This window comes from Tumebacillus lacus, assembly GCF_026410385.1.
Taxonomy (GTDB): domain Bacteria; phylum Bacillota; class Bacilli; order Tumebacillales; family Tumebacillaceae; genus Tumebacillus; species Tumebacillus lacus.
Genome location: NZ_JAPMLT010000008.1, coordinates 70,684 through 95,248 on the forward strand (window position 1 = coordinate 70,684; position 24,565 = coordinate 95,248).

At 59.5% G+C, this 24,565-nt stretch carries 22 protein-coding genes; 5 read left to right on the forward strand and 17 right to left on the reverse strand.

Annotation, left to right across the window (positions count from 1 at the left end; all coding sequences use genetic code 11):
- The first annotated feature begins 60 nt into the window (after positions 1-60).
- Both OS242_RS13875 and OS242_RS13880 read left to right on the forward strand, forming a co-directional pair.
- The gene (locus OS242_RS13875; protein WP_267152282.1) at positions 61-4,143 is read left to right on the forward strand and encodes an Ig-like domain-containing protein; all 4,083 of its coding nucleotides are present in this window, start codon (positions 61-63) and stop codon (positions 4,141-4,143) included.
- Between the two features lie 172 nt (positions 4,144-4,315).
- Positions 4,316-5,665: an MFS transporter gene (locus tag OS242_RS13880; protein ID WP_267152283.1), complete on the forward strand. Its 1,350-nt coding sequence runs from the start codon at positions 4,316-4,318 to the stop codon at positions 5,663-5,665.
- 59 nt (positions 5,666-5,724) lie between these two features.
- Here OS242_RS13880 and OS242_RS13885 read toward each other — a convergent pair whose 3' ends face one another.
- Positions 5,725-7,242: a WD40 repeat domain-containing protein gene (locus tag OS242_RS13885; protein ID WP_267152284.1), complete on the reverse strand. Its 1,518-nt coding sequence runs from the start codon at positions 7,240-7,242 to the stop codon at positions 5,725-5,727.
- A 119-nt stretch (positions 7,243-7,361) separates the two neighbouring features.
- Positions 7,362-8,261: an STAS domain-containing protein gene (locus tag OS242_RS13890; RefSeq protein WP_267152285.1), complete on the reverse strand. Its 900-nt coding sequence runs from the start codon at positions 8,259-8,261 to the stop codon at positions 7,362-7,364.
- A 273-nt stretch (positions 8,262-8,534) separates the two neighbouring features.
- Here OS242_RS13890 and OS242_RS13895 point away from each other — a divergent pair, with 273 nt between their 5' ends.
- The gene (locus OS242_RS13895) at positions 8,535-9,311 is read left to right on the forward strand and encodes a DODA-type extradiol aromatic ring-opening family dioxygenase (RefSeq protein ID WP_267152286.1); all 777 of its coding nucleotides are present in this window, start codon (positions 8,535-8,537) and stop codon (positions 9,309-9,311) included.
- 6 nt (positions 9,312-9,317) lie between these two features.
- Positions 9,318-9,878, forward strand: a complete 561-nt coding sequence (locus tag OS242_RS13900) for a DUF3105 domain-containing protein (protein WP_267152287.1) — start codon at positions 9,318-9,320, stop codon at positions 9,876-9,878.
- A 92-nt stretch (positions 9,879-9,970) separates the two neighbouring features.
- Here OS242_RS13900 and OS242_RS13905 read toward each other — a convergent pair whose 3' ends face one another.
- The gene (locus tag OS242_RS13905; RefSeq protein ID WP_267152288.1) at positions 9,971-10,873 is read right to left on the reverse strand and encodes an Rpn family recombination-promoting nuclease/putative transposase; all 903 of its coding nucleotides are present in this window, start codon (positions 10,871-10,873) and stop codon (positions 9,971-9,973) included.
- 126 nt (positions 10,874-10,999) lie between these two features.
- Positions 11,000-11,419, reverse strand: a complete 420-nt coding sequence (locus tag OS242_RS13910) for a DUF4259 domain-containing protein (protein ID WP_267152289.1) — start codon at positions 11,417-11,419, stop codon at positions 11,000-11,002.
- 389 nt (positions 11,420-11,808) lie between these two features.
- Between OS242_RS13910 and OS242_RS13915 the strand changes: the two genes are divergently transcribed.
- Positions 11,809-12,774, forward strand: coding sequence for a GNAT family N-acetyltransferase (locus OS242_RS13915; protein ID WP_267152290.1), 966 nt, complete (start codon positions 11,809-11,811; stop codon positions 12,772-12,774).
- Between the two features lie 84 nt (positions 12,775-12,858).
- On the opposite strand, the gene hisIE is transcribed toward OS242_RS13915, so the two are convergent.
- From hisIE to hprK, 13 genes are all read right to left on the reverse strand, one after another.
- The gene (gene hisIE, locus OS242_RS13920) at positions 12,859-13,533 is read right to left on the reverse strand and encodes a bifunctional phosphoribosyl-AMP cyclohydrolase/phosphoribosyl-ATP diphosphatase HisIE (protein WP_267152291.1); all 675 of its coding nucleotides are present in this window, start codon (positions 13,531-13,533) and stop codon (positions 12,859-12,861) included.
- Positions 13,530-14,291 carry an imidazole glycerol phosphate synthase subunit HisF gene (hisF, locus tag OS242_RS13925; protein WP_267152292.1) on the reverse strand — a complete coding sequence of 254 codons (762 nt, stop codon included), beginning with the start codon at positions 14,289-14,291 and terminating at the stop codon, positions 13,530-13,532. Before hisF ends, hisIE begins: the two co-directional genes overlap by 4 nt.
- On the reverse strand, positions 14,291-15,046 hold the full coding sequence (gene hisA / locus OS242_RS13930; protein WP_267152293.1) for a 1-(5-phosphoribosyl)-5-[(5-phosphoribosylamino)methylideneamino]imidazole-4-carboxamide isomerase: 756 nt from the start codon (positions 15,044-15,046) through the stop codon (positions 14,291-14,293). Before hisA ends, hisF begins: the two co-directional genes overlap by 1 nt.
- Positions 15,043-15,672, reverse strand: coding sequence for an imidazole glycerol phosphate synthase subunit HisH (gene hisH / locus OS242_RS13935; protein ID WP_267152294.1), 630 nt, complete (start codon positions 15,670-15,672; stop codon positions 15,043-15,045). The genes hisA and hisH overlap by 4 nt, the downstream gene beginning before the upstream one ends.
- Before the next feature lies 1 nt (position 15,673).
- The gene (gene hisB / locus OS242_RS13940) at positions 15,674-16,273 is read right to left on the reverse strand and encodes an imidazoleglycerol-phosphate dehydratase HisB (protein ID WP_267152295.1); all 600 of its coding nucleotides are present in this window, start codon (positions 16,271-16,273) and stop codon (positions 15,674-15,676) included.
- Positions 16,270-17,553 (reverse strand): histidinol dehydrogenase, encoded by a 1,284-nt coding sequence (gene hisD, locus OS242_RS13945; protein ID WP_267152382.1) that lies wholly within the window; start codon positions 17,551-17,553, stop codon positions 16,270-16,272. The genes hisB and hisD overlap by 4 nt, the downstream gene beginning before the upstream one ends.
- On the reverse strand, positions 17,553-18,197 hold the full coding sequence (gene hisG, locus OS242_RS13950) for an ATP phosphoribosyltransferase (protein WP_267152296.1): 645 nt from the start codon (positions 18,195-18,197) through the stop codon (positions 17,553-17,555). The genes hisD and hisG overlap by 1 nt, the downstream gene beginning before the upstream one ends.
- 21 nt (positions 18,198-18,218) lie before the next feature.
- Positions 18,219-19,460, reverse strand: coding sequence for an ATP phosphoribosyltransferase regulatory subunit (gene hisZ, locus OS242_RS13955; RefSeq protein WP_267152297.1), 1,242 nt, complete (start codon positions 19,458-19,460; stop codon positions 18,219-18,221).
- Positions 19,461-19,737: 277 nt separating this feature from the next.
- The gene (locus OS242_RS13960) at positions 19,738-20,289 is read right to left on the reverse strand and encodes an acyltransferase (protein WP_267152298.1); all 552 of its coding nucleotides are present in this window, start codon (positions 20,287-20,289) and stop codon (positions 19,738-19,740) included.
- 2 nt (positions 20,290-20,291) lie between these two features.
- On the reverse strand, positions 20,292-20,936 hold the full coding sequence (gene ppaX / locus OS242_RS13965; protein WP_267152299.1) for a pyrophosphatase PpaX: 645 nt from the start codon (positions 20,934-20,936) through the stop codon (positions 20,292-20,294).
- Positions 20,937-20,958: 22 nt separating this feature from the next.
- A complete protein-coding gene (locus OS242_RS13970) occupies positions 20,959-21,903 on the reverse strand; it encodes a nucleoside recognition domain-containing protein (RefSeq protein ID WP_323372951.1) in 945 nt (314 codons plus the stop codon).
- 101 nt (positions 21,904-22,004) lie between these two features.
- Positions 22,005-23,477: a M23 family metallopeptidase gene (locus tag OS242_RS13975; RefSeq protein ID WP_267152300.1), complete on the reverse strand. Its 1,473-nt coding sequence runs from the start codon at positions 23,475-23,477 to the stop codon at positions 22,005-22,007.
- Positions 23,478-23,619: 142 nt separating this feature from the next.
- Positions 23,620-24,558: an HPr(Ser) kinase/phosphatase gene (gene hprK / locus OS242_RS13980; protein ID WP_267152301.1), complete on the reverse strand. Its 939-nt coding sequence runs from the start codon at positions 24,556-24,558 to the stop codon at positions 23,620-23,622.
- Between the last annotated feature and the right edge of the window lie 7 nt (positions 24,559-24,565).

Genomic DNA, 24,565 nt, shown 5'->3' on the forward strand with positions numbered 1-24,565 from the left:
ATGCTTTATTTTGTGCTAAAATATAAGTTATATGGAAATAGAAGGGAGATAAATCAAAAGATGAATTCCACTCGTTACTCATGGATTTTATGCTTTACGATGGTGTTCACGACGCTGTTTGGCAGCTATGCCCCAGCCTCGCAAGCGGCCGCCGCGACGCTGACTCAGACGTTGACCGACTGGGTCCTCGACGAAGCGAACGGCTACCTCTACGCCATCTCCAAAGACACTGGAAAACTGCTCTTCATCCGTACTTCCGATCTGACGGTCGAGAGGGAGATCGTCGTCGGCACCGCGCCGACCGACATCGACCTGCAGGCCGGCAAACTTTATATCCCGCTGTCCGGCGCGACCGTCGCCTCCGCTGCTGTCGTCGACGTCGCCACCCAATCGTTGGAAAAAACGCTGACCCTCTCTGCCAAGCCGTTCAAGACGGCGCTCGACGGGGACAAACTGTTCTACGTCGACTCCGGGTCGTGGGCCTATCTCTACGTCCACAACCTGAGCACCGGCACCAATACCAAGATCGGCACGAGCTCTTACTCCTCGCCGGAGCTCGCGGTCGACCCGGCCGCTCACCTGCTCTACCTGACCGAGTCGGGCACATCCGGTGCGGACGGCTATGCGTTCCGCACGACCGACCACGCGCAGGTCAGCAAGACCACGTATGACAACGGCTACGGCTTCTCCAACCCGCAACGCAAACTCACCTTGGACAACGGGGCGCTGTTTTTCGCTGGCCGCCAACTAAGCAACACCGACCTGAGCGTGATTCGCGGCGACTACACCGAGCACGTCCTCGCCGCCAACGGCTCGTACGTGATCTCGCAGAACGCCGTCTATGACCGACACGCGTTTGTCAAAGTCGGGACGCTGCCGACCACCGCGTCGCTCGCCGCTGTGGACAGCACGGGACAGGCGTATCTGTTCAACGCCTCGACCCGCTCCCTGCAGACGGTTCAGCTCGCCTACGGACTGCCGACCTCCAACTACCAGCATCTCGGGAGCAAGATCGTCCTCGACAAAAAGCTCAACGACTGGGCGCATGACGAAGCGAACGGCTACCTCTACGCGATCTCCCGCGAGACGAACCGCCTGCTGTTCATCCGCCTCTCCGACTTTACCGTCGAAAAGGAACTGTTCGTCGGCTCCCAGCCGATGGACGTGGAACTCGCGGGGGGCAAACTGTATGTCGCCCTCTCCGGCGCGACCGCTGCGGCTGTTGTCGACCTCGCGACGAAGACGGTGGAAAAGACGGTCACGTTGAAAAACACGCCGTCCGACCTCGCCGTCGCCGGCAACAAAGTCTACTATGCCGAGTTAAAAAACGGCAGCGGCTCCGTCGGCATCCAAGAGCACGACATGGCGGCCGGCACCTATAAAACGGTCGGCACCGACACGTTCTACAACCCGTCCTTGATCGCCGACTCGGCGACCTCCCGCCTGTACGTCGGCGACAGCGGCACTTCGTCGTCCCGCCTCGCCGCCTACCGCACCGCCGACAACGTCAAGCTCGGGCAGACTTCTTATAAAGAAGGTTCCAATTTCTCCAACGCAGCCCGCAGCGTGATCGCAGACGGCACCCGCCTCTTCTACGGCGGCGTACAGCTCGACGCCGGCAACCTGAGCCGCGTGTCCGGCACGTACACGCTTCCGTATGACGCGTTCACGCTCGTCAAAGGCTCGCTCGTCTATACCAAGTCGTCCGTCTATGACCGCGACACGTTTGTGAAAATCGCCTCGTTCCCGGTCACAGCCCAATTGACCGCCGTCGATGCGTCGTACACCTACCTGTACGAAGAGAGCACCAAATCGATCCACCGCGTCCAGCTCCAGCCGACGCTGACCGCGCCGGTGTATCAAGCGCAAACCGACCAGATCGTCCTCGACCGCAAGCTCAGCGACTGGGTCTATGATGCATCCCGCGGCTATCTCTACGGCATTTCCACGGAGACCAACCGCCTGCTGTTTATCCGCCTGTCCGACTTCACTGTGGAAAAAGACCTCCACATCGGGTCGCAACCGAGCGACATCGAGATGACCGGCGGCAAACTGTACATCCCGCTGTCCGGCGCAACCTCCATCGCCGTCGTCGACTTGACGACGCAAGCGTTGGAAAAAACGCTGACCACCACGACCAATCCGTTCCGCGCGGTCGTCGACGGCAACAAATTGATCTTCATCACCGACGCGTCGTGGGCGTATCTCTACGAATACGATCTGACCACCAACGCGGTGAAAAAGCTCACGACTCCCGGCTCCTACTCCGACCCGGACCTCACGCTCGACCCGGTCACGCACACGCTCTATCTCGGCGAGTCGAACACGTCGGGCGGCGATGTAACCGCGATCCGCACGACCGATTATGCAAAATTGAACCAATCCACCTACAACGACGGCTCCGGGTTCTCCAATCCGTCCCGCAAAGTGATCGTCGAAGGCGGCCATGTGTTTTACGCAGGCTCGCAGTTCGACGCGGGCAAGCTCTCCGTCATCAACGGCAGCTACAACGAGCAACTGATCGCGGTAACAGGCCATGGAGTCTTCTCCAAGACGGCCGTCTATGACCGCAACACGTTTGTCAAACGGGCCACTCTCCCGGTGACCGCCACGCTCGCCGTCACCGACACCGCGAACAATACCTACCTGTTCGACGAAACGGCCAAATCGATCCGAAAAGTCCAGCTCACCGACAAACTCCCGGCCGGCACCTACACGCCTGCAAACAACCGTCTCAACCTGCCGTTCAAACTGATCGACTGGGTCTATGACGAGCAAAACGACACGATCTACGCGATCTCCCAAGACGGCAACCGCCTCCTGTACCTGAACGCCGGCACGCTGGAAGTGACGCGGGAAGTGTTCGTCGGCTCGGCTCCGTCCGACATCGATCTCGTCGACGGCAAGCTCTACATCGCACTGAGCGGCGCGACCAAAGCGGTCGTGTACGACGCGGCCACCGCTGCGCTCGTCACCGCCCACGCGCTCGATCACAACCCGTACCGCCTCGAAGTCACGGCGGACAAGCTGTTCAGCGCAGGCTACGACCAAGGAGAAAACCTGCGCACGTACAACCTGTTGACCGGCGCGATCTCCAAACTGTCCACGTCCTACTACCAGCCGGAACTGCTGGTCGACCGCACCACCGGCAAACTCTACGTCGGCGAATCCGGTCTGTCCGGCTCCGACCTGCTCGCGCTGCGCACGACCGATCTGACCGAGGCGGACCGCTCGAACTACGACGGCGGCTACGGCTTCTCGTACCCGGCTCGCTTCCTGCAACAGGACGGCAACGATCTTTATTTTGCTAAACACCGCCTGTCCTCGTCCGCCCTGAACACCGTGCTCACCACCTACCCGGAGCAGATCATCGGCGCGAAAGGCAGCCGCGTCTTCTCCGCCACCGGGATCTACGACCGCGACTCGGCCCTGAAAACGTACGACCTGCCATACTCGGCGAACCTCGTGGCGGTACGCCCGAACGGCAGTTTCCTGACCTACAGCCAGTCGAGCAACGCGATCTTCCTCGATGTCGCGCCGCAGTTGATCGGCACCACGCCGACCGACGGCGAGAAGGGTTTCCCGGTCGACAAATCGGTGACCATCCAGTTCACCGAAGCGGTGCAAGCAGGCCCGGCATTTGACCAGATCTCCTTTGCCGACGCTTCCGGTCAAGAAGTCAAGATCAACGCCGACTTTACCGGCCACACATTGACGCTGACCCCGGACATGCCGCTGGCGTTCGACGCGGTCTACACCGTGACGATCCCGGCAGGCGCCGTGATGGACGGACCGGGCCAATCATCGCTCGGCAGCACGACGTTCTCCTTCACCACCGCACCGGTGCAACCCAAGGATGAACTCCCTGCCGTCACCACCGCGCAAACGGTCGACGGCGTCACCGTCTTTACGTTCAGCGAAGCGGTGACGGCGGGCAAAGCGTATGACGTCATCGAACTGACCGACGCAAACGGCAACCGCGTCGCGATCTCCATTGAGTTGACGGGCACCACCCTGACAGTGACCCCGAAAGCCCCGCTGGTTGTCGGCGCACCGTACACCGTCTTCCTCCCGGCTGCGTCCGTTCAAGACGCGACGGGCAACGCGATGGCGGCTGCATACACGCACGGCTTCACGTATTAGTTGAAGGAATGGATCGCACAAAGAACGCCTGTACCTCTTCGCGAGTGTACAGGCGCTTTTTTTTCGATTCCGTCATTATAAGACTGAAAATTCTGCATCCACTCTCTCTTTCCCTTCCTTTCCCAGTTCCATGCTATGATGTAGAAAAGAAAGTAATGAGGAGGCTCTTCCCATGTCCGACAGCTCAGCGACTGCAACGCCCGGCAACGGGATTGCAGCCACGACCGTCCGTGAGCATCTGGTCATGCCGCTCTGGGCGTTGACCGTCTTTCTCGTCGTCATGAACACGACGATGTTCAACGTCGCCCTGCCCTCGGTGTCGGGCGAGTTTCATCTGACGGCCAGCGCATCGTCGTGGATCGTCACCGGCTACTCCATCGTCTTTGCCATCGCGACGATCACCTTTTCGCGCCTGACCGACTTCGTGCCGATCCGGCGGCTGCTCTTGATCGGCGTGTCGCTGTTTTTCTTCGCCTCGATGGTCGGCGTGTTCGCGCACAATTTCTACCTGCTGATGGCAGCCCGGCTCCTGCAAGCGGCCGGAGCCGCCTGTGCGCCCGGCGTCTCGGCCGTCTTCGCCGCCCGCTACATCCCGATCGAACGTCGCGGCAAATCGATGTCGATGATCTCCTCCGCCGCGTCGCTTGGCTTTGGCCTTGGCCCGGTGATCGGCGGCGCGGTCACGGAGACGCTCGGGTGGAATTTCCTGTTTGCGGTGTCAGCCTGCGTGTTGCTGCTCCTGCCCTTCTTTCTCAAATGGCTCCCCCGCGAACAAGCGCAACCGCTGCGCTTTGACATCGTCGGCGGCCTCCTGCTCGGTGCCGGAGTGACAGGTGCGCTGCTGTTTCTGACCACGTTCCACTGGGGGTGGCTGGTCGGTTCCGTGCTGTCGCTCGCCCTGTGCTGGCTGCGGATCAACCGCTTTGATCCGCCGTTCGTCCAGCCTCGCTTGCTGAAAAACGGTCCGTACCTGCGCATCATCTTCATGTGCTTCGCGGCGTTTTTCACCCACTTTGCCTCTCTGTTCGTGATGCCGATCCTGCTGGCCAAACTGTTCGACAAAAACGCCGCCGAGATCGGCCTGATGATCTTCCCCGGCGCGATGCTCTCCGCCGTCGCCGCCCGCTACATCGGCCGGATGATCGACCGCTTTGGCAACGCGCCGCTGATGCGGGTCGGACACCTGCTGCTCTTGCTCTCGACGGTGCTGCTGGCGACCACGTCGTCCTTGTCGCCGTACATGGTGCTCGTCTCGTATCTGTTCATGAGCGTCGGCTTCTCCACCACCACGTCGGCACTCACCAACGAGATCTCCCGCCGCCTGCCCAAAGACGACATCGGCACCGGCATGGGAATGGCTCAGCTGATCCAGTTCTTCGGCGGCGCGTTCGGCGTCTCCGTCTGCGGTCTCCTGCTCGCGACAGGGCTGGAGTACCGAATGGCGTTCTGGCTGTTGACCGGGCTGCTCACCGCTTCGTTTGTGATGTTTTTGCGCTATCGGAAGTACAGCCGGAGTTTGTAAGTCTGTCAGATACGCAGAAAAAGCACCTGCCCCGCGAGGGACAGGTGCTTTTTTGACGTTTATCTCATCTTCACGTACACATACTTCCCGTCCGGCGACGAACCGACCGCCTGCGCGCTTGGGTGCAAGTTTTTGGCGAGCGTGCGAAATTGACCGGTGTCAGCGTCAAATACGTTCAACGACATCGTCTGGTGGTCGATCTGCGTGATCAGATGCGTGCCATGCACCCACTGCCCTTGGAGATAGTACAGTCGCACGCCGTCCGCGACCTTTTGATCGCCTTTGTACAGGCCGCTGCTGGCGAACAGGCGGTACAGGCGGTCATCCGACATCGTGTAGCCGCTCCACGTCGTCTTTTCCACCGGCGGATTCCACGCGGTCACGGTGCCGCTCTGCCAGTTGTAGCGGTGGCGGAACTCCAGGTAGCTCGCTTCCTCCAGCCGCATCATCGCGAGCGTCACCTGTTGACCGTCATCGGTGAAGACCACCGGCGTCTTGGTCCCGTCCAACAGTTTGATCGGGTAGCCGCCCGTCAGCACGCCTTTCAATCGCTGCGTGATCTCGCCTTTGTCGAGGTCATAGATCGCGAGGTCGTAGTCGCCTTCCTGCTTCTCGTCCCCGAGCGCGAGCAAGAGCTTTTTCCCGTCGCGGGAGAAATTCGCCCCGTGCACGTAGCCCTCCACCTTCACGCGGACGGTGCCTTCCGTGCTGATCTTGTCGTTCGGCTGGTAGAAGAACCCGCGACGGTCGGCCACGAAGTCGCCAGGTCCCATGTAGTCGATGTACAGTTTGCCCTCATACGGGGTCATCTTGCCCGTCTCCGGCTCATAGACCGTGTAGAAATCACCGTAGTCTGCGTCGCACTGGCACCATTGAATGGGGCGGTAGAGCAGGTAGTTGCGCCCTTGTGCGTCGAGCGGTCTCATCTTGGTATACGGCACGTTGAAGCGGGAGATCTGCTCTTTCGCCCCCGTGCCGTCCGTCCGGTAGCGGTACAGTTGGTCGGGCTGCGTCACGACCGCCCGGAACAACTGCCGGTCGTCGAGCGCTTTGCCGCTTTGGGTCAGCGCGCCGGTGAGCTGGATGCGGTAGACGTTGGTGAAGTCCGCTCCCTCAGAAGGCAGCAGTTTTTTCGGCGCGGCCGTGAGTTTGAGCACGGTGTCGGACTTCCAGGCAAAGGTCAACTCGACCTCCATCCGATCTTTGCCGTCCTGCGCCGTGCCGCCGTTTTTTGCTTCTCTTTGCAAGGCGGCCGCGTCATCGAGATGCTTCGAGATCGCCTGCTCCACGCTGTCCCGCTGCATCGGCTCGCGGAACGTCAGCGTGTAGGTCTGCACATCCGGCGGCACCGGCGTCGTCGTCGGCGAGACGAGACGCGGCTCGGAGTCGAGGCGGATCTCCGCATCCTCCGTGAGAACCGGCTGCGTCGGCGCACCTGTTTCCACGGGCGACGCGGACGTCGGCGGCGCGGGTGTCGGCGGCGCGGGTGTGGCGGTCGGTGCCTCCGTGCATCCTGCGAGCAAGAGAGTCAGTGCCAGAGCCAAACCAATTTTTTTGACAGGAGATTGCTGACCCATACGTACCTCCACCTTTCTTCTGACCGAATTCCATCGATTCATCTAGATAGACGACGACAATTTCCAAATGGTTACAGAAAAGACACCTTTTTTTAAAAAAGGTGTCTCTGCAGGTCTCGCTATTCTTGATCATTCAGAAACAGACTGCGCGTCAACCGTTCACCCTTGGCATCGGCCCGTTTGAGATCCTCGATGCGGCGCAACGCCTGACGCAGGTTGTTCATCGTCTCCACTTGCGCCGAGACCTGGATGCCAAGTTGCACCATCGTCTGCGCCACATCCGGCTGGATGCCGCTCAGGATCGACGTCGTACCCATCAGGCGCAACGCTTTGACGATCTCAAACAACCGCTGTGCCACCATCGTGTCGATCACCATCACGCCGGAGACATCGATGACCAGATAGCGTGCTTGCTGCTCCATCACGCGCTGCAGCGTCGTTTCGAGGATCACCTTCGCCCGGTGCGTGTCGATGGTGCCGAGCAACGGCAACACGCAGACATCCTCGGTGATCGGCATCACCGGCACCGCCAGTTCGCCGATCAGCGTGCGCTGCGCTTCGATGATCTGCTCTTTGTAGGCGAAAAAATGGGAGCAATACCGCTCCTGCAACAGATTTAACGTGTCGGCGAAATGCTCCAAGACACGGAAAAATTCATCAGGGCTCTCGTCGATCCCCTGCGCTTTGTAATAGCGGAACAGATAGCGCCACAGCACTTGGCGATACGCGGTAAACCGCTCCAGACTGTGGCTGATGTCGATGCCTTGCCGAGCGCGCGTCGACCCCATGTGCTTCGTCCAGGTCTCCACCTCTTCGCGGATGTCGCCGTTCAAGCTCCGCACCAACATCCCCATCAGGTGAGCGCCGCTGTGTTCCGTCCAGTTGTCCGCCTCCTGATCGATGATCGCTTGATACAGATAGGGGCTCGAAGGATCACTCGGCCGCCGGTTTACCCAGTCATGCGCGATCTCCTCGCGATGCTTTGTCAAAAAATCAATCAAACCGTGATTCCACACCATGTCCCAATCCCTCTCGTCATCTCATCGGATTCTCGATCTATATCGACCATATCGTAACACAAAAGAATATGCGAGAACCGACCCATCTAGCTCTTCTCTTCCAGAATCGCGCGACTTTGCATCATCTGCGCAAATGGACGCACAGACGGAGGTCGTAGCCAAACCGGGGTGGTTTTGTGTTATGATAGAGCTAAGTTCGCTCAATAAGAAACAAAGTTCTCTATATAAAAACGACGAATTGGAAATCTTATCATCGAGGAGGTTCTCATTCACATGCTGCCATCCCTGTTTATCGCGCACGGCGCGCCCACGCTGGCGATCGAATCGAACGACTACACCACGTTTCTGGCCGAGCTTGCCGATCACTATCCGAAACCGAAGGCCATCGTGATTTTTTCCGCTCATTTTGAAACGCCGGTGCAAGCGGTCGGCCGCGTCGAGGCGTACGAGACGATCCACGATTTTTACGGCTTCCCGGAGGAGATGTACCGCCTCCGCTACCCGGCCAAAGGCGATCTCGCACTGGCCGACCGCGTGAAGGCTCTGCTCGATGACCAGCAGATCCCGACGCAACTCAACGAGCAGCGCGGCCTCGACCACGGCGCCTGGGTGATCCTGCGCCTGCTGTACCCGGCAGCCGACGTCCCGGTGATCTCGATGTCGGTCAACCCGTTCCTCACGCCGGAGGAACAATACCGCATCGGCAAGGCCTTGTCCGCACTGCGCCGTGAAGACATCCTGATCATCGGCAGCGGCGGCACCGTTCACAACCTGCGCCAGATCAACTGGAACGCGTCACAGCCGGATGCATGGGCGGTCGCCTTTGACGACTGGCTGATCGACCGTCTGCAAAAATGGGACACCGCCGAGCTGTTCGACTACGAGACGAAAGCGCCCCACGCCCGCCAAGCGGTGCCACGAAACGAGCACTTTGTCCCGCTGTTCTACGCGATGGGAGCGGCCGATGACTCGCCGTCTGCGCAGTTGCTTTATCGCAGTTACCAATTCGGTTCGCTCAGCCTCACTTGCTGGCAATTCGGAAAGGAGTAAGATTCTTTGGCCAAGAAAAACAGCAACCCTGCCAAAAAAGCCCGCGCCGATCAGCGCCGTGAAGAAGCAAAAAAGAAAAAGACGATCCGCACCTGGCTCTGGGTCGGCGGCGTCCTCCTCGTGCTGGCGGCGGTGATCACGTTCGTCATCCAACAAAATCCGTTGCCGGGCGAGGCCGTCGAGATCATGAAGGACCAGTCGCACATCGACGAGCCGACCTCGCCGCACGAACCGTACAACTCCGACCCGCCCACGTCCGGCCCGCACACCGAGTACATCGCCAACTGGGGCGTGCACAAAGAAGCCGTGCCGTTTGAGACGCTGGTGCACAATCTGGAGGACGGCGGCGTCGTAATCTACCACAGCCAGTCGGCCGACGACGCCGTCGCCCGACTGGAGAAACTGGTCGGCGGCTACCAAGAGCGCGTCGTCCTCGCGCCCTACCCGGAGATGAAAAACGCCATCACCCTGACAGCCTGGGGACGGATCGACCGGCTGGAGGCGTTGGACGAGACGCGGGTGGTCGATTTCATCGAGGCGTTTATCGGCATCGACCATCACAAATAAAAAAGCGGCCCGCTCAGGACCGCTTCGGTTTGAACAGCCGCTTGATCCACCGGGACCAAGCGGTTTTGTTTTGCCTCGTGCACTGCCTTGCGCTACAAACTTTCCAAGTCACGAATCACAAGCGATTTATCTTTCCGCAGTCCTTGACGCAACTCGCGAATCTTTTCAAGGGATTGCCTTCTGATCTGCTGTTCGTAAGGCGACAGATCCAAGCCATGAAAATCAAACAGCCATTCACGCAATGTTTCAATCGCTTCCTCTTTTCGGCCATCCAGTTGTGCATCATCGATGAGATCTTGCATGCGTTGCTGTTGATCTTTTCTGCCGATCTCCTGAGAAATGATTCGTAGTCGCAGCGTTTCGTCTGCACTCAGAGTCACGAGCTTGCCATATGCATTTCGGATCGGTTCACTCATGTGCCTCACATCCTCCACGCTCAATTTGTCTGCATACTTTATGAAATATATCCATTGGTAGAGCAGATTTTTCTCTTGAAGCACCTCTTCCTTAGCGTATCCGAACTTTGGCAATTCAATGAAATGCATTTCGAAGTGATCAGTCAAAAGAAGTCCAGTCTTGCTCTCCTGAATCTGAAAGGCACTGTGGAATTTCAAGTCTGGGAAGAAACGAAAGTCCAAGAAGTTGATGCAAATTGCTCTTTTCAAGCGGGTGTACGACTCCCCTTCTGCCAGTTGTGAGCCGTAAATTCTCGCCCAGTAGTATAAAGAACGATTCGAGAAATAGGTTTGCTTCGCGACCTGAATCTCGATATTGATATACTCATTTTCAGCAGTGAGCACTTTGATGTCAAGGATTGGGCTCTTATCCGACACATCTTGGATTTTGATCACAGGATCGACGATGCTCAAGTTTGTGATTCCCGTTTGAAGAATGGATTCCAGAAGCGATTGTAAAAAAGATCGGCTGCTGTCTTGACCGAACAAAGCTTTGAAGACCAGATCATTTGTTGGTTTCATTACGAGATCAGCTGTCATGGAGATTCCACCTTTTTATTCAGTTGTAGAACCATATACTAGCACTTATAAGATAGCCCCACAAGAAGTAGCTCATCAGTTTACGTGTCAGCTTTTCAAAGGTAGATAAAATAAAAAGCGGCCCGCTCAGGACCGCTTCGGTTTGAACAGCCGCTTGATCCACCGGGACCAAGCGGTTTTGTTTTTGTTTTGATGGGCGAGCAACTGCTGCCTCAACGCCTCGTGCACCTCCTTGCGCTCCGCCAACGTCTCGCCCCCGTCGCGCACATCCGCCCAGAGCTCGAGGCCTTCGCCGTTCGCGATGATCTCGAGCGCACGGGCTTTTATCTCCGGCTGCAACTCGTGCTGTTCCATCTGCAGAGCGGCGAGGATCAGGCAGATGTCCGCCCGCTGATCTTCCTCGTCGTCGTACATCTCCTCATACTCTTCCAGGATACGCGCTGTCGCTTCCGGCACGGAGTATCCGTCCTCCAACAGCTCTTCGAAGTCTGCACGCATGTCCAACGCTGTATCATCGTCGAATAGATCGGTTCCCCAGGCACCCAAAAGTGAAATCTCCTTTTACGTGTATATTCTCAGATTCTCCTTCGGTTCGCTGACTGTGATCCTGACAATCCTGCATATACTGCTAAAGAAATAGACCTCCCTTAAGCTTCCAACGGCTTGGAGGTCTATTCTTTTCAGGTGAGCCGACACCCTTAGAGGGGTATCAGTTGTGTAAAAGACCGTAGGTGTTCCCGCACCTGCGGTCATTTTTTAGTTTACTCGATGCTTGTAGGTTTATTCTTACACATACAGTTGGAGAATCTCAACTTTTCCTGTTCCATCTCTTCGCAATTTCCTGTAAAATCCTTGTAATTGATGGGAGCGAAAGGATGAGATGGATGAGAATTCTCCCTTTGCAGGCAGAACATCTCGAGGAGGCGGCTCAACTTTTGGCAGCGCGCCATCGCGCCGAACGCACAGTGCGTCCGGAACTGCCCGCACAGTTTGAAGAGCCGGAGCACGCGAAGAAAGCCGTTCAGCATCTGGTTGACTCGCCGCAAGCGGTCGGGCTGGCGGCTGTACGGGACGGAAAATTGGCCGGGTACTTGCTCGGCACTTTGAAGACCAACGACAGTCGGGAACGCCACCTTTGGGTGGACTACGCGGGACTCGCACTCGCAGCGGGCGAGTCGGCGGAGGTGTACCGCGACCTGTACGCTGCGCTGGCTGAGATCATCGTGCCGCAAGGATATTTCAAGCACTATGTGCTCGTGCCAAGCGGCGACGCAGCGGTGGTGGACGCATGGTTCCGGCTGGGATTCGGACACGAGCAGGTGCACGCGGTCATGACGCTGTCTGACAGCGATTCCCCCGTCACAAGCCCTGCAACCGACGCCCCCGCTGTGCCCGACCTGACGATCCGCCATGCAGAAAAATCGGACGAGGCCGCCATCCGCGACCTCGCGCCGACGATCCTGCAGCACCAAGTCCGCACCCCGGTCTTCTCCGCGACTCTCCCCGGCGAGACGTCGCAACTCCAAGACGGCTATGCCGGACTGCTCGACGAAGCGGACGTGACATTCTGGCTCGCGTTCCAAAACGACAAGCCAGTCGGCTACCAAGTGTTCTGGCCCGAGGAGCCGTCCGACCACAACTTGCTCACCCCCGCTCGTTGCATCTCCCTTGGCGTCGGCGGCACCGTTCCGTCCGCACGGGGTCTTGGCATCGGGCAGACGGTGGTGCGGCACGGACTGCACCACGCCCGCGAGCAGGGCTGGCAGGTCTGCTCCTCCGACTGGCGCATGACCAACCTGCTCTCCTCCCGCTTCTGGCCCAAGCAAGGCTTCCAGCCGGTCGCCTGCCGTCTGTTCCGCCAGATCGATCCGCGCATCGTCTGGGCAGACGGTCGGGGCTGATCGCCAGTTGAGAAGAACGCAGTTCATGCCAGACACAGCACATAAAAGAAGCGACCCCTCTTTCTCTTCGAGGGGCCGCTTCTGTTATTTGTTTTTGATATCTTTCTTCGCGTGGCGCGCTTCCAGCAGAGCCAGCACGTTGTCAAACGAGAGCTTCTGCTCTTGCAACAGCACCAGCAGATGATAGATCACATCGCCCGCTTCGGCGGTCAGTTCTTCCTTGTCGCCTTTCATGGCGGCGATCACGACTTCGGTGGCTTCTTCGCCGATCTTTTTCAGGATCTTTTCCAGACCCTTTTCAAACAGGTACGTGGTGTACGCGCCTTCCGGTCGCTTTGCGTCACGCTCGGCGATGGTCTGCAACAGCTCGTCGAGGATCGCATAGCGGTGGCCCGCCTGCTGTTTTGCCGCTCGTTCACTTGACGCATAGCCCGGTGCTTCTTCAAAGAAACAGCTGTACGAGCCCGTGTGGCACGCCGGTCCCGTCTGCTCCACCTCGGCCAGCAGCGTGTCGCGGTCGCAGTCGTACCCAAACCGCACGACGCGCTGCGTGTGACCGGACGTCGCGCCTTTGTTCCATAGCTGCTCTCGGGAGCGCGACCAGAACCAGGTCTGCCCGGTCTCCACCGTCAGGATGATCGACTCGCGGTTCATGTAGGCGAGCATCAGCACGTCACGGCTCTGCACGTCCTGCACGATGCAAGGGATCAGGCCGGTAGCCGGGTCGTATTTCAGATTCTCGATCCACTCGTAGCTCATCGGATCGCCACCCCGCGTTCTTTCAAATATTTTTTCACTTCGGTCACGGTCGTCTCTTTGAAGTGGAAGATCGAAGCAGCCAGCCCCGCATCCGCTTTGCCTTCGGTAAAGACGTCGTAGAAGTGCGACATCTCCCCGGCACCACCCGACGCGATCACCGGGATCTTCACCGCTTCGCCGACGCGGCGGGTCAACTCGACGTCAAAGCCGCTCTTTTGCCCGTCTTGGTCGAACGAGGTCAACAGGATCTCGCCCGCACCGAGGCGTTCGACTTCCTTCGCCCACTCGATGACGCGCAGCTCGGTCGGCTTTTTTCCGGCGTGGATCACGACGATCCAGTCTTGCAGCCCGTCGTCCCATTTGCCGTCGATGGAGACGACGACGCATTGAGTGCCGAACCGCTTCGCCGCATCGGTGATCAGCTGCGGCGTTTTCACAGCTGCCGTGTTGATCGCCACTTTGTCTGCGCCCGCTTTCAAGATCTCGCGGAAATGATCGACCTGCGACACGCCGCCGCCGACGGTGAACGGGATGAACACTTGGTCGGCGGTGCGGCGTACGATGTCGAGCAGGGTGCCGCGATTTTCATCGGTGGCGGTGATGTCGAGCAGGACCAGTTCGTCGGCCCCTTGCTCTTCGTAGATCTTCGCCAGCTCGACCGGGTCGCCCGCATCCCGCTCGTTGGTCAGGAAGGAGACGTTTTTGACGACGCGGCCGTTTTTGATGTCAAAGCAGGGGATGATGCGCTTGGTCAACATCAGGCCCGACCTCCCGTCACCGTCTGACCCACGTCCCGGATCGCCGTCGCGAGGTCGATGTTGCCGTTGTAGATCGCTTTGCCGATGATCGAGCCGATCACGCCTTGGCCACGATACTTCGCCAGCTCCAGCAGGTCGCCCGTCTCCTTGATGCCGCCCGACGCGATCACGCCAAGGCCGGTCTTTTCCGCCATCTCGACGGTCGCCGCCACGTTCGGTCCGGTGAGAGTGCCGTCGCGGGAGATGTCGGTGAAGATGACGGTCGTCGCACCCGCCGCCTTCAGCTCGCAGCCCAGTTCCACGGCGGTGATCGACGACGTCTCCAGCCAGCCGTTGACGGCGACGAAACCGTCTTTGGCATCGATGCCGATGGCGATCTTCTCCCCGTATTCCTTCAGTGCTTCCCGTACAAATTCCGGCTGGTTCACCGCCGCTGTGCCGAGAATCGCCCGCGACACGCCGAGGGCAAACAGGGCTTCCAGCGTATCGCCGTTGCGGATGCCGCCGCCCACTTGCACGGGCAGGCCGGACGCTTGGACGATCGCTTCGATCACCGGACGGTTGTGCGGCGAGCCTTCTTTCGCGCCGTTGAGGTCGACGACGTGGAGATATCTCGCCCCCGCCTCCTTAAATCGACGGGCGACAGCAGCCGGGTCGGCGTCATAGACGGTCTTTTGCTCATAGTCGCCTTTATACAGACGGACGGCCTGCCCGTCGAGCAGGTCGATCGCCGGGTACAACAAAAATTCGCTCATGCGTTGACTCCCTCTTTCGCCGCGGTGACGATGTTCACGAAATTGCCCAGCAATTGCAGGCCGACACGGCTGGATTTTTCCGGGTGGAACTGAATGCCGCACACGTTGCCAAGACCTACGATGCCCGGCACGTCGCCGTAGTAGTCGGTGGTGGCGAGCACGACAGCAGGATCTGTCGGTTCGACGACCAGAGAATGCACCCAATAGACATAGTCGCCGTCCGCCACGCCGTTCAGCATCGGGTGCTCACGGCGCAAAGTCAGGTCGTTCCAGCCGATGTGCGGGATCTTGAAATCGCCTTGGAACATCCGCACATGGCCTTTCAGCAGGTTGAGCCCTTCAAACAGGGCGTGTTCGTCGGAGGTGGTGAACAAGAGCTGCATGCCAAGGCAGATGCCGAGAAACGGCGTGCCCGCCGCCACCACGTCGCGGATCACCGGGATCAGCCCTGCCTCTCGCAGGTTTTCCATCGCGTCGCCAAATGCGCCCACGCCAGGCAGGATCACGCCGTCCGCCATGCGGACGACGTTCGGGTCGGACGTGACGGTGACTTCCGCCCCGAGCGTCTCCAGCGCTTTTTCCACCGAGCGCAGGTTGCCCATGCCGTAGTCGATGATCGCGAACATCCTACAGCACTCCTTTCGTCGACAGCACGCCGCGCACGTTCGGATCGCGGTAGACCGCTTCCGAGAGTGCACCGCCAAACGCTTTGAACAGCCCCTCGATCATGTGATGCGTGTTGGTGCCGTAGTGGCAGTTCAGATGCAGGGTGACGCCCGCATTGCCGACAAACGCTCGGAAAAATTCTTCCACCAGCTCGGTGTTGAACGTGCCCACGTACTCCTTGGGAAATTCGGCGTTGAAGACGAGGAAGGAACGGCCGGAGATGTCGAGGGTCGCTTGGCACAGTGCCTCGTCCATCGGCGTAAAACGGTTGCCGTAGCGCTTGATGCCCGCTTTGTCGCCGATGGCCTCCTTGAACGCTTTGCCAAGGCAGATGCCGATGTCCTCGACGGTGTGGTGATCGTCGATGTCGACGTCTCCCTGCGCGTTGATCGTCAGGTCAAATCCGCCGTGCTTGGCGAACAGATCGAGCATGTGACGCAGGAACGGCACCGGGATGTTCAGTTCGCGGGTGCCTGCCCCGTCCAGATTGAGCTTCAGTTCGATCTGCGTTTCGGTGGTGTCGCGTTTGATCTCGCTGACTCGTGCGAGTGCGTCGGTCATTGAATGCTTCCTCCCTCTTTTTGCAGGCGGATACGCACCGCGTTGGCATGCGCGTCCAGCCCCTCTGTCTCCGCCAGCGCGATGATCTTCTCCCCGTTGGCCAGCAGAGCTTGTTTGCCGTACTGGATCACCGACGATTTTTTTACAAAATCATCGAGGGACAGCGGCGAAGAAAATCGTGCGGTGCCGTAGGTCGGCAATGTATGGTTCGGTCCGGCGAAGTAATCGCCCACCGGTTCGGTCGAATACGGGCCGAGGAAGATCGCCCCGGCATTTTCAATGCGCCCCAGCCACTCGGTCGGCTGAGCCACCATCAGTTCCAGATGCTCCGGCGCGATCCGGTTCGCCACCTCCACCGCTTCGTCGAGGTCTTTTGTGACGAGGATCGCCCCTTGTCCGCGTATCGCCGCCTCGGCGATCTCGCGGCGCGGCAGTTTCCCGATCTGCTCGACGAGTGCCGTCGCGACGCGCATGGCGAGGTCGTGACTCGGCGTGACGCAGATCGACTGCGCCATCGGGTCATGCTCCGCCTGAGAGAGCAGATCGGCCGCCACATAGTCCGGGTCGGCCGTCTCGTCCGCGATGACGAGAATGTCGGAGGGTCCTGCGATCATGTCGATGGCGACAAGGCCATACACCGCCTGTTTTGCCAGCGCGACGTAGACGTTGCCAGGGCCGGTGATCTTGTCCACCGGGCGGATCGTCTCCGTCCCGTAGGCGAGCGCGCCGATCGCCTGCGCACCGCCGATTCGGTACGCTTCGGTGATGCCGAGTTCCTTCAGCGCGACGAGGATGCCCGGATGCACGCGGCCTTCTGCGTCCGGCGGCGTGGTGACGACGATCTCCGGCACACCGGCGACTTGCGCCGGGATCACGTTCATCAGCGCGGTCGACGGCAACGGCGCGAGACCGCCCGGCACATAGACCCCGACCCGTTTCAACGGGCGCACGATCTGGCCGAGCAGCGAGCCGTCCGCGCTCGGCAGCATCCACGACGTGCGCTTTTGCGCTTCATGGTAGACGCGGATGTTGACGATCGCCTCGCGCAACGCCTCCACAAAAGCGGGGGTCACCTGCGCGTAGGCCGACTCGTACATCTCGTCCGGGATGCGCAGGTCGTCCAGCTCCGCCCGGTCGAACCGCTTCGTCAAATCGCGAACGGCCGCATCGCCTTTTGCCCGCACCTCAGAGAGAATGCTCTGCACCGCCTCCCGCTGCTCCGTCAGATTTTCCGTCTGATCGCGGTCGAGTCTATACTCTGCCGCCGGAAGCACCTTGATCATACCGTCTCCTCCTTCTTCACCACCGGGCGCAGCAGGCGGACAAACTCGTCAATCGCTTGGCTTTTCAACCGGAAGCTCATCCGGTTGGCCACCAATCGCGTCGAGATGTCCATGATGTCCTCTTGCACCACCAGTCCGTTCTCCTTCAGCGTGCGGCCCGTCTCCACCACGTCGACGATCCGCTCCGCCAGCCCGATCAGCGGAGCGAGCTCCACCGACCCGTTCAGAAAAATCACTTCCACCTGTTGCCCGCGACCCCGGAAATACTCGGTGGCGATGCGGGGATATTTGGACGCGACGCGGGGCATCGCATAGTGCGCCGGCTTCTCCGGCAGACCGGCGACCGACATTTTGCAGCGGCCGATGTTCAGGTCGAGCAGTTCATACAGATCGCGGCCCGCCTCGACGAGCACGTCTTTGCCGACCACGCCGAGGTCGGCGACGCCGTATTCCACATAGGTCGGCACGTCGACCGGCTTGGCGAGGATAAACTCGATCTCACCGCCCATGCTCGGCAGGATCAATTTGCGCGACGTTTCGATGTCCTGCGGCACGGGGAGGCCCGCTTCACGCAGCAGATCGAGCGTCTGGTCCATGATCCGCCCTTTTGACAGGGCGACGGTCAAACCTTGTATGGTCATGAGGGAAAACTCCTTTTTCGATTAGAGGCTGAACATGTGCGAAAAATCGGTGTACAGCGCGGAAACCAGTTTGTCGCGGGTGATCAGCTTGCCCGCTTGGAAGGCGATCACCAGCACGTCGTCCGGACGCTTCACCGCCACTTCCGCCGCCACGTCTTCCACGCGCTGCGCCGTGACGATAAACCGCTTCGAACGCAGGAACGCGGCAAACCCGATCACCGGGTAGCGGTCGCGCTCCTCATAGAGCAGCAGATAGCGCTCCGCCGCCTTTTGCGGCATGCTCTTTTCCAGCACGTCGAGCACGCGCTCGATGCCGATCATAAATCCGGTCGCCGGTGTCTGCCGGCCAAACTTGCCGACCAGTTCGTCATAGCGCCCGCCCGAGCAGACCGGGAACCCGACATGAGGCGCGTATCCTTCAAAGATCGCGCCGGAGTAGTACTCGCGGCCGAGCAGAAGGCTCAGGTCGATCTGCAAAAACTCCTCGGTGTTGTGCAGTTGCAACACCTTCCAGATCGAATCGAGGTTGTCGAGAGCGGCCAGCGCTTGTGCCGACGATGTCAACGCCCGCGCCCGCTTCAGCACATCGAGGCTCCCGCGCAGGCGCGGCACTTCCAGCAACACCTCGCGCGCCTTTTCCTCCGCCACATCCGCGGTGACGATCCGCTCGTAGCCGACGATGTCCTTGGCGAGCAGCGCATCCGACAGCCGGGCGCGCACCGCCTCGCTGTCCACATGTTCGGCAAACAGCCCCTGCAGATAGGCCACCTGTCCGATGGCCAGCCGGAACCCGGCCACCCCCGCCTCCTGCAACGCGGTGATCGCCAGCGCGATCACTTCGGCGTCCGCATCGGGCGTCGCATCGCCGAGCAGTTCCACGCCCGACTGCGTAAACTCCGCATCGCGCCCGGCCGCCGGGTCCTGCTGGCGGAAGATCGGCGCGTTGTAGGAGAGTCGCAGCGGCAACGGCTGCTCTTTGAGCAACGACGACACCACGCGGGCGATCGGCGCCGTCATGTCCGGGCGCAGCACGACGGTGCGGCCGGACCGCTCGATAAATTTAAACAGGTTGTCTTCCTCATCCCGGAACGCCCCGTTCAGGAAGGTATCCGCATATTCGAACGTCGGAGTGACGATCTCTTCGTATCCCCAGCGTTGAAACACTTTGGCAACTCTCTTTTCCACTTCGCGCTTGCGAGCAGCAAGCGGCGGCAGCACGTCGCGCACACCGCGCGGCTTTTCAAACAAAATCGGTTTTTCCATCCTTCTTCACGTCCAATGCTTTAGTCTGCTAATATACTAAAGAGTTTGCTACGGTTATCCTAACACGGGTGTTAGGATGTGTCAATCCGCGCTTATGAAAACAGCCACGGCGCAAATCTCGCACCGTGGCTGTTTTCTCGTTAGGAACACGAAGCCCGTCACATCTCGACGCCGCAGCTTTTCGCAAAGCCCCCCATCGGCGGAGAATGAAAGGTATTTAAGCAGGTATTTACAACGCCAGCAGAAAAAACTCCTGCTCCACTGTAGAAATATTTTTCTAGTGGAGGAGTATCGTCTGATCGGCGGACGGTACGTCGAGTTGCTGTTCATCGCCCTCGGCACGGGATTCGGCCGTGCGGATGATCCGGATCGGATTGCCGCCGACGAACGCACCGGCGGGCACGTCGCGGTTGACCAGCGACCCGGCCGCGACCACCGCCCCGTCGCCGATGGTGATGCCGGGGAGCAGCGTCGAGTTGGCCCCGATCATCACGTTGTCGCCGATGATCACGCGGCCGAGCCGGTACTCGTCTGTCAGGTATTCATGAGCGAGGATCGTCGTGTTGTAGCCGATGATCGTGTTGCGACCGACGGAGATGAGCTCCGGGAACATCACGTCCATCATCACCATCAACGCCACCGCCGTCTGATCCCCCACCTGCATGCCGAGGAAGGTGCGGTACAGCCAGTTCTTCACGCCGAGAAACGGCGTGTAGCGGGAGAGCTGGATCACCGCAAAGTTTTTGGCCACTTTGAAAAAGCTGACCGTTTTATACAGTTGCCACAGAGCGTTTGCCCCTTTGACCGGGTAACGGACCGTATCGCGCATCGTTACTTCTCTCCTCTGATGATCGCTTCAAGCTCCAGCATGTCCTCGACGAGGAAGTCAGGCCGGTACTCGCGCAGCCCTTCTTCGCCGCGCAGGCTCCATTTCACGCCGATGGTGGCGACGCCGGCCGCCCTCCCGGCGAGGATGTCATACGGGCTGTCACCGATCATCACCGTCTCGGCCGGCACCGCACCGAGCCTTTCGACCGCTTTGAGCACCGGCTCCGGGTCGGGCTTGTGCTTGTCCGTGTCTTCGATGGTCAGAAACGCTTCGTGGCAGTCGGGCAGCCCGCACACTTTCCAACCGAGCTCCGCCGTGCGGCGGATCTTGCTGGTGACGACGGCGATCCGGTACCCGTCGCGGGCCAGCCGCTCGAGCACCTCTTTGGCATGCGGGAACGCGGTGACCAGGTCGTCATGTTGCTCCATGTACAGCTGTCGGTAGCGGGCGATCACCTCGTCCATCCGCTCCGGCAAAAATCTCGCCACCTGCACCGACAGCGGCTCACCCATGTGCGGCAAGATGTCCGCTCTGGAAAATCGTCCGGGCGCAAACTCTTCCAACGCCTGCTCCACGGAGCGCAAGATCAGCTCGTTCGTGTCGAGCAGCGTCCCGTCCAAATCAAACAGCACATATCGAAAACGCATCTGCTCCTCCTCCTCTGCACCTCTACGCCGATGTGTTCGCGGCGTTTTGCACGCCTCGGTTTGCCTTCCAAATCCGCGCCAGCACCGCCGTCACCACAATCGCGGCGACCAGTCGAATCGCGAGCAAATACCAGCCGTTGACTCCGAGCGGCAGGAACAGCAACGTGTCCTCCACCACCGCGTGGCAGAGCACGAGGAAGGTGATGATCAGGTACATCTCCCGCTTGCTCAGCGGATGCTCCCGCGTCGCTTCCAAGATCACGCCCGCGCCGTACGCAAGGCCAAACCAGATCCCGGCCAGCATCGGGATCGCCGCCTTTTCCGACATGCCGAGCCAGCGCAGGAACGGATGGGTCCCATGCGCCAGTTTGTCGAGCACATGCAGTTCCTTCAAGATTTGAATCACAAACATCAGCGGAATCACGATCAACGCCAACTGCCACACCGCCGTAAACGCAGTCAGCAACACTTCACCCGCCGTATCCAAAATCGGCGTCTGCCACAGATAGCTCGTCGCATGCTGATAGCTCCCGGCCGCCGATGTGATCTCATTTCCCAAGATCAGATGCAGCGAAGCGCCGGACAGCAGCGCCGTGCCGATGCGGACGCCTACCACAATCGCGCCGGACAGCCCCATCCGTCTCGCCACCGCCGTCTCCACGAACAGATTGTGCGCAAACGACATCATCACCGCCAGGATGAAGATCTGCGGCCCCGCCAACTGCAACGAGAAGATCGCGCCGATCCCCGCGTACAGGTTCAGCACCCAGCCGAGCGCCAGCACGACCGCCGCTTCGCCCGGCAGTCCGACAAAGCTCATCACGGGTGCAAACAACCAGACGATCCACTCGATCACCGGCGTGTGTTTGAGCAGCGTGACGATCACCGTGATCGGCACGACGATCTTGCCCAGCGTCCACGTGGTTTTCAAACCGGAGAGCAAGCCGCGCCCCATCATCTCTTTCATCGTGTGTGACTCCTCTCCCACTTCCAAGATGCTGACTCAAATTATAGCATAAAGAGGCCCGCACCAAGCACGGACCTCTGCAAAATCAAATATAGGGTGGATCACATATACGGAGCCGGATTGACCTTCGTTCCGTTGATGCGCGCTTCATAGTGCAGATGCGCGCCCGTCGACCAGCCGGTCGAGCCGACGCCGCCGATGTACTGGCCTTTTTGCACCGTCTGCCCTGCGGAGACGCTCATCGAATTGAGATGCGCGTACAGGGTGGTGATGCCGTTGCCGTGCGAGATGATGATGCAGTTGCCGTAGCCGTCGCCCGCATCGCCCGCCTGGATGACAGTACCGCTGTTCGACGCGTAGACCGGCGTGCCGGTCCCCGCTGCGATGTCAATCGCAAAGTGCGGACGTCCGCCGCGGTTTTCGCCGTAGTGAGACGACACATAGCCGCCGCCGATCGGCCACGCCCAGTCACCGCCGCCTGCTGCCGCCACCGGACCGTTGTAGTACGCCGCTCCTGCGGAGATCTTGGTCCCTTTGGCGACCACTTCCTTCTTCGGCTCGGTGATCACCGTCTCAGCCAGCACTTCTTCCTTCATGACCGCGCCGTTTTTGGTGCGCACGCGGACCGTCTGCTTTTTCTTGCCTTCTGCGCCCTGTTCCAGCACTTTCTCCTGGCCTTTGGGGAGCGAATCGTCTTCCTTGTATTCGATCTCGTAGTTGGTCATGATCTCGCGTTCTTCGTCGTAGGTCGCGAACACGTTGATCAACGGTTCATAGGCGGTCAGGTTGAGCGACTGCCCCTCCTTGATCTCGTCAACGTTGTGCACGTCCGGATTGGCCTGTTGCAACTCTTCGACGGTGACCTTGTTTTTCTCGGCGATGGTCCACAGCGAATCGCCGCGCGAGACAACGTAGGTCTTTTTCTCGTTTTTGCCCTGCACGATCAGCGAGTAGGCCGCGTCCGGTGCGAGGATTTTCGATTTGTCTTCTTTGATCGCAACAAAATCGACCTGTTCGGCAAATGCGACTTTTACATTGGAATCGCTTTTGACAAATTGTCCTTTCAGTTTGCCGACGATCTTTTCGGCGGTCTCTGCGTCTTTGACGTAGGCGACGTCCACGCCGTCCACGCGAATCGCCATCATGTCGACGATCGTCTTCGTCGTGTCTTCAATCGCCTGCGCCACGTAGGACTCCTGCGTCGAAACGACCGCCTGATGCACTTCTTGAAACTCAATGTTTGCTTTGACCTTGTCGCCAAATGCGGTGATCGTCTCTTCGATCAGCGCCTTGTCGCGCACGAGGCCGTGGTATTGGCCGTCTATGTATACGCGGTAGACGGTCTCCGTGCCGGCGACCTTGCCGTGGGCGGTCGTGATCCCCACGGTGGCGAGCATCAGAACCGCCAGTGTTGCCATGGTGTTGCGGATATTAAAAGTCGCGCGAATCTCATCTTTCGCGGCGTCCCAAAATGTCGAATTCTTCATACGGCTGTAATAGGCTTTCATTCTTGCTTGGCTGCCAGCCACTGCCTGAATCTGTTGTTCAGACGTCTTCTCTGTCAGCTTACCCATGCTTTCGCCTCCCGTTTGCACTGTGATCCCCAAAGTGTTGTTTATTTTTTTAGACTTTTCTCTGTCCGACACTTTAGATTCGACACATTCCGCCACGTTCCTCCCGCAGACACAAAAAAGCCACAAAAAAAGAGGAAAACGGTCAATTGCCGTTTCCCTCTTCCATCGAGCGAGTCATGCGTTCGGACAGATCCCGGGCCGCGTTGTAGCCCATGCGCTTCAAACGCTGGTTCATCGCCGCCACCTCTAAAATAACGGCGAGGTTGCGGCCCGGACGGACCGGCAGGAGGATGCAGGGCACGTCGACGTCGAGGATCTGGATCATCTCTTCGTCGAGGCCGAGACGGTCGTACGCCGTCTGATCCTCCCACATCTGGAGTTTGATCACCAGTTCGATGTCCTTGTGCGTGCGGATCGCGCCTGCGCCGAACAACGTCATCACGTTGAGCACGCCAAGGCCCCGGATCTCGATCAGGTGGCGCAGCAGTTCCGGTGACGTGCCTTCGAGGATCGTTTCGCCGATCTGGCGGATCTCGACGGCGTCGTCGGCAACCAGTCGATGTCCCCGCTTGACCAATTCCAGCGCCGTCTCGCTTTTGCCGATGCCGCTGGTACCGGTGATCAGGATGCCGATGCCGTAGACGTCGACCAGCACGCCGTGCATCACCGTCTCTTTGGCCAACTCCCGGTCCAGATAGGACAGGAGCCGTCCGGTCATCACCGATGTCGACTCCGGCGAGCGCAGGATCGGCAGTCGGTGACGACTCGCCGCCGCCAACAGCTGCTCCGGGATCTCCAAGTTGCGCGAAACGATGATGCAAGGCGTCTCCTCGTAGGTGCAGATCTTCTCGGCCCGCAGATCCTTGACCTGATCGGACAGCGATTCAAAAAAAGAGACCTCCGTCTTGCCGAGCACCTGCACCCGCTCAAACGGGTGATACGTCGTATACCCGGCGAGCGCGAGACCCGGTCGCGACAGGTCGCCGACGGTGATCGGACGCTCGGTGTCCGCTCCGGGATTGACCAATTGCAGGTGGAACTCTTGGATCAACTGCGAGGTGGAGATCGACTTGGTCACCATGTCAGAC

Excerpts from the sequence above, each read along its gene's own strand:
- OS242_RS13875 (WP_267152282.1), top strand. The coding sequence starts at position 61 with ATGAATTCCACTCGTTACTCATGGATTTTATGCTTTACGATGGTGTTC.
- OS242_RS13880 (WP_267152283.1), top strand. The coding sequence starts at position 4,316 with ATGTCCGACAGCTCAGCGACTGCAACGCCCGGCAACGGGATTGCAGCC.
- OS242_RS13885 (WP_267152284.1), bottom strand. The coding sequence starts at position 7,242 with ATGGGTCAGCAATCTCCTGTCAAAAAAATTGGTTTGGCTCTGGCACTG.
- OS242_RS13890 (WP_267152285.1), bottom strand. The coding sequence starts at position 8,261 with ATGGTGTGGAATCACGGTTTGATTGATTTTTTGACAAAGCATCGCGAG.
- OS242_RS13895 (WP_267152286.1), top strand. The coding sequence starts at position 8,535 with ATGCTGCCATCCCTGTTTATCGCGCACGGCGCGCCCACGCTGGCGATC.
- OS242_RS13905 (WP_267152288.1), bottom strand. The coding sequence starts at position 10,873 with ATGACAGCTGATCTCGTAATGAAACCAACAAATGATCTGGTCTTCAAA.
- hisIE (WP_267152291.1), bottom strand. The coding sequence starts at position 13,533 with ATGAGCTACGAGTGGATCGAGAATCTGAAATACGACCCGGCTACCGGC.
- hisF (WP_267152292.1), bottom strand. The coding sequence starts at position 14,291 with ATGTTGACCAAGCGCATCATCCCCTGCTTTGACATCAAAAACGGCCGC.
- hisA (WP_267152293.1), bottom strand. The coding sequence starts at position 15,046 with ATGAGCGAATTTTTGTTGTACCCGGCGATCGACCTGCTCGACGGGCAG.
- hisH (WP_267152294.1), bottom strand. The coding sequence starts at position 15,672 with ATGTTCGCGATCATCGACTACGGCATGGGCAACCTGCGCTCGGTGGAA.
- hisB (WP_267152295.1), bottom strand. The coding sequence starts at position 16,273 with ATGACCGACGCACTCGCACGAGTCAGCGAGATCAAACGCGACACCACC.
- hisG (WP_267152296.1), bottom strand. The coding sequence starts at position 18,197 with ATGACCATACAAGGTTTGACCGTCGCCCTGTCAAAAGGGCGGATCATG.
- hisZ (WP_267152297.1), bottom strand. The coding sequence starts at position 19,460 with ATGGAAAAACCGATTTTGTTTGAAAAGCCGCGCGGTGTGCGCGACGTG.
- OS242_RS13960 (WP_267152298.1), bottom strand. The coding sequence starts at position 20,289 with ATGCGCGATACGGTCCGTTACCCGGTCAAAGGGGCAAACGCTCTGTGG.
- ppaX (WP_267152299.1), bottom strand. The coding sequence starts at position 20,936 with ATGCGTTTTCGATATGTGCTGTTTGATTTGGACGGGACGCTGCTCGAC.
- OS242_RS13970 (WP_323372951.1), bottom strand. The coding sequence starts at position 21,903 with ATGAAAGAGATGATGGGGCGCGGCTTGCTCTCCGGTTTGAAAACCACG.
- OS242_RS13975 (WP_267152300.1), bottom strand. The coding sequence starts at position 23,477 with ATGGGTAAGCTGACAGAGAAGACGTCTGAACAACAGATTCAGGCAGTG.
- hprK (WP_267152301.1), bottom strand. The coding sequence starts at position 24,558 with ATGGTGACCAAGTCGATCTCCACCTCGCAGTTGATCCAAGAGTTCCAC.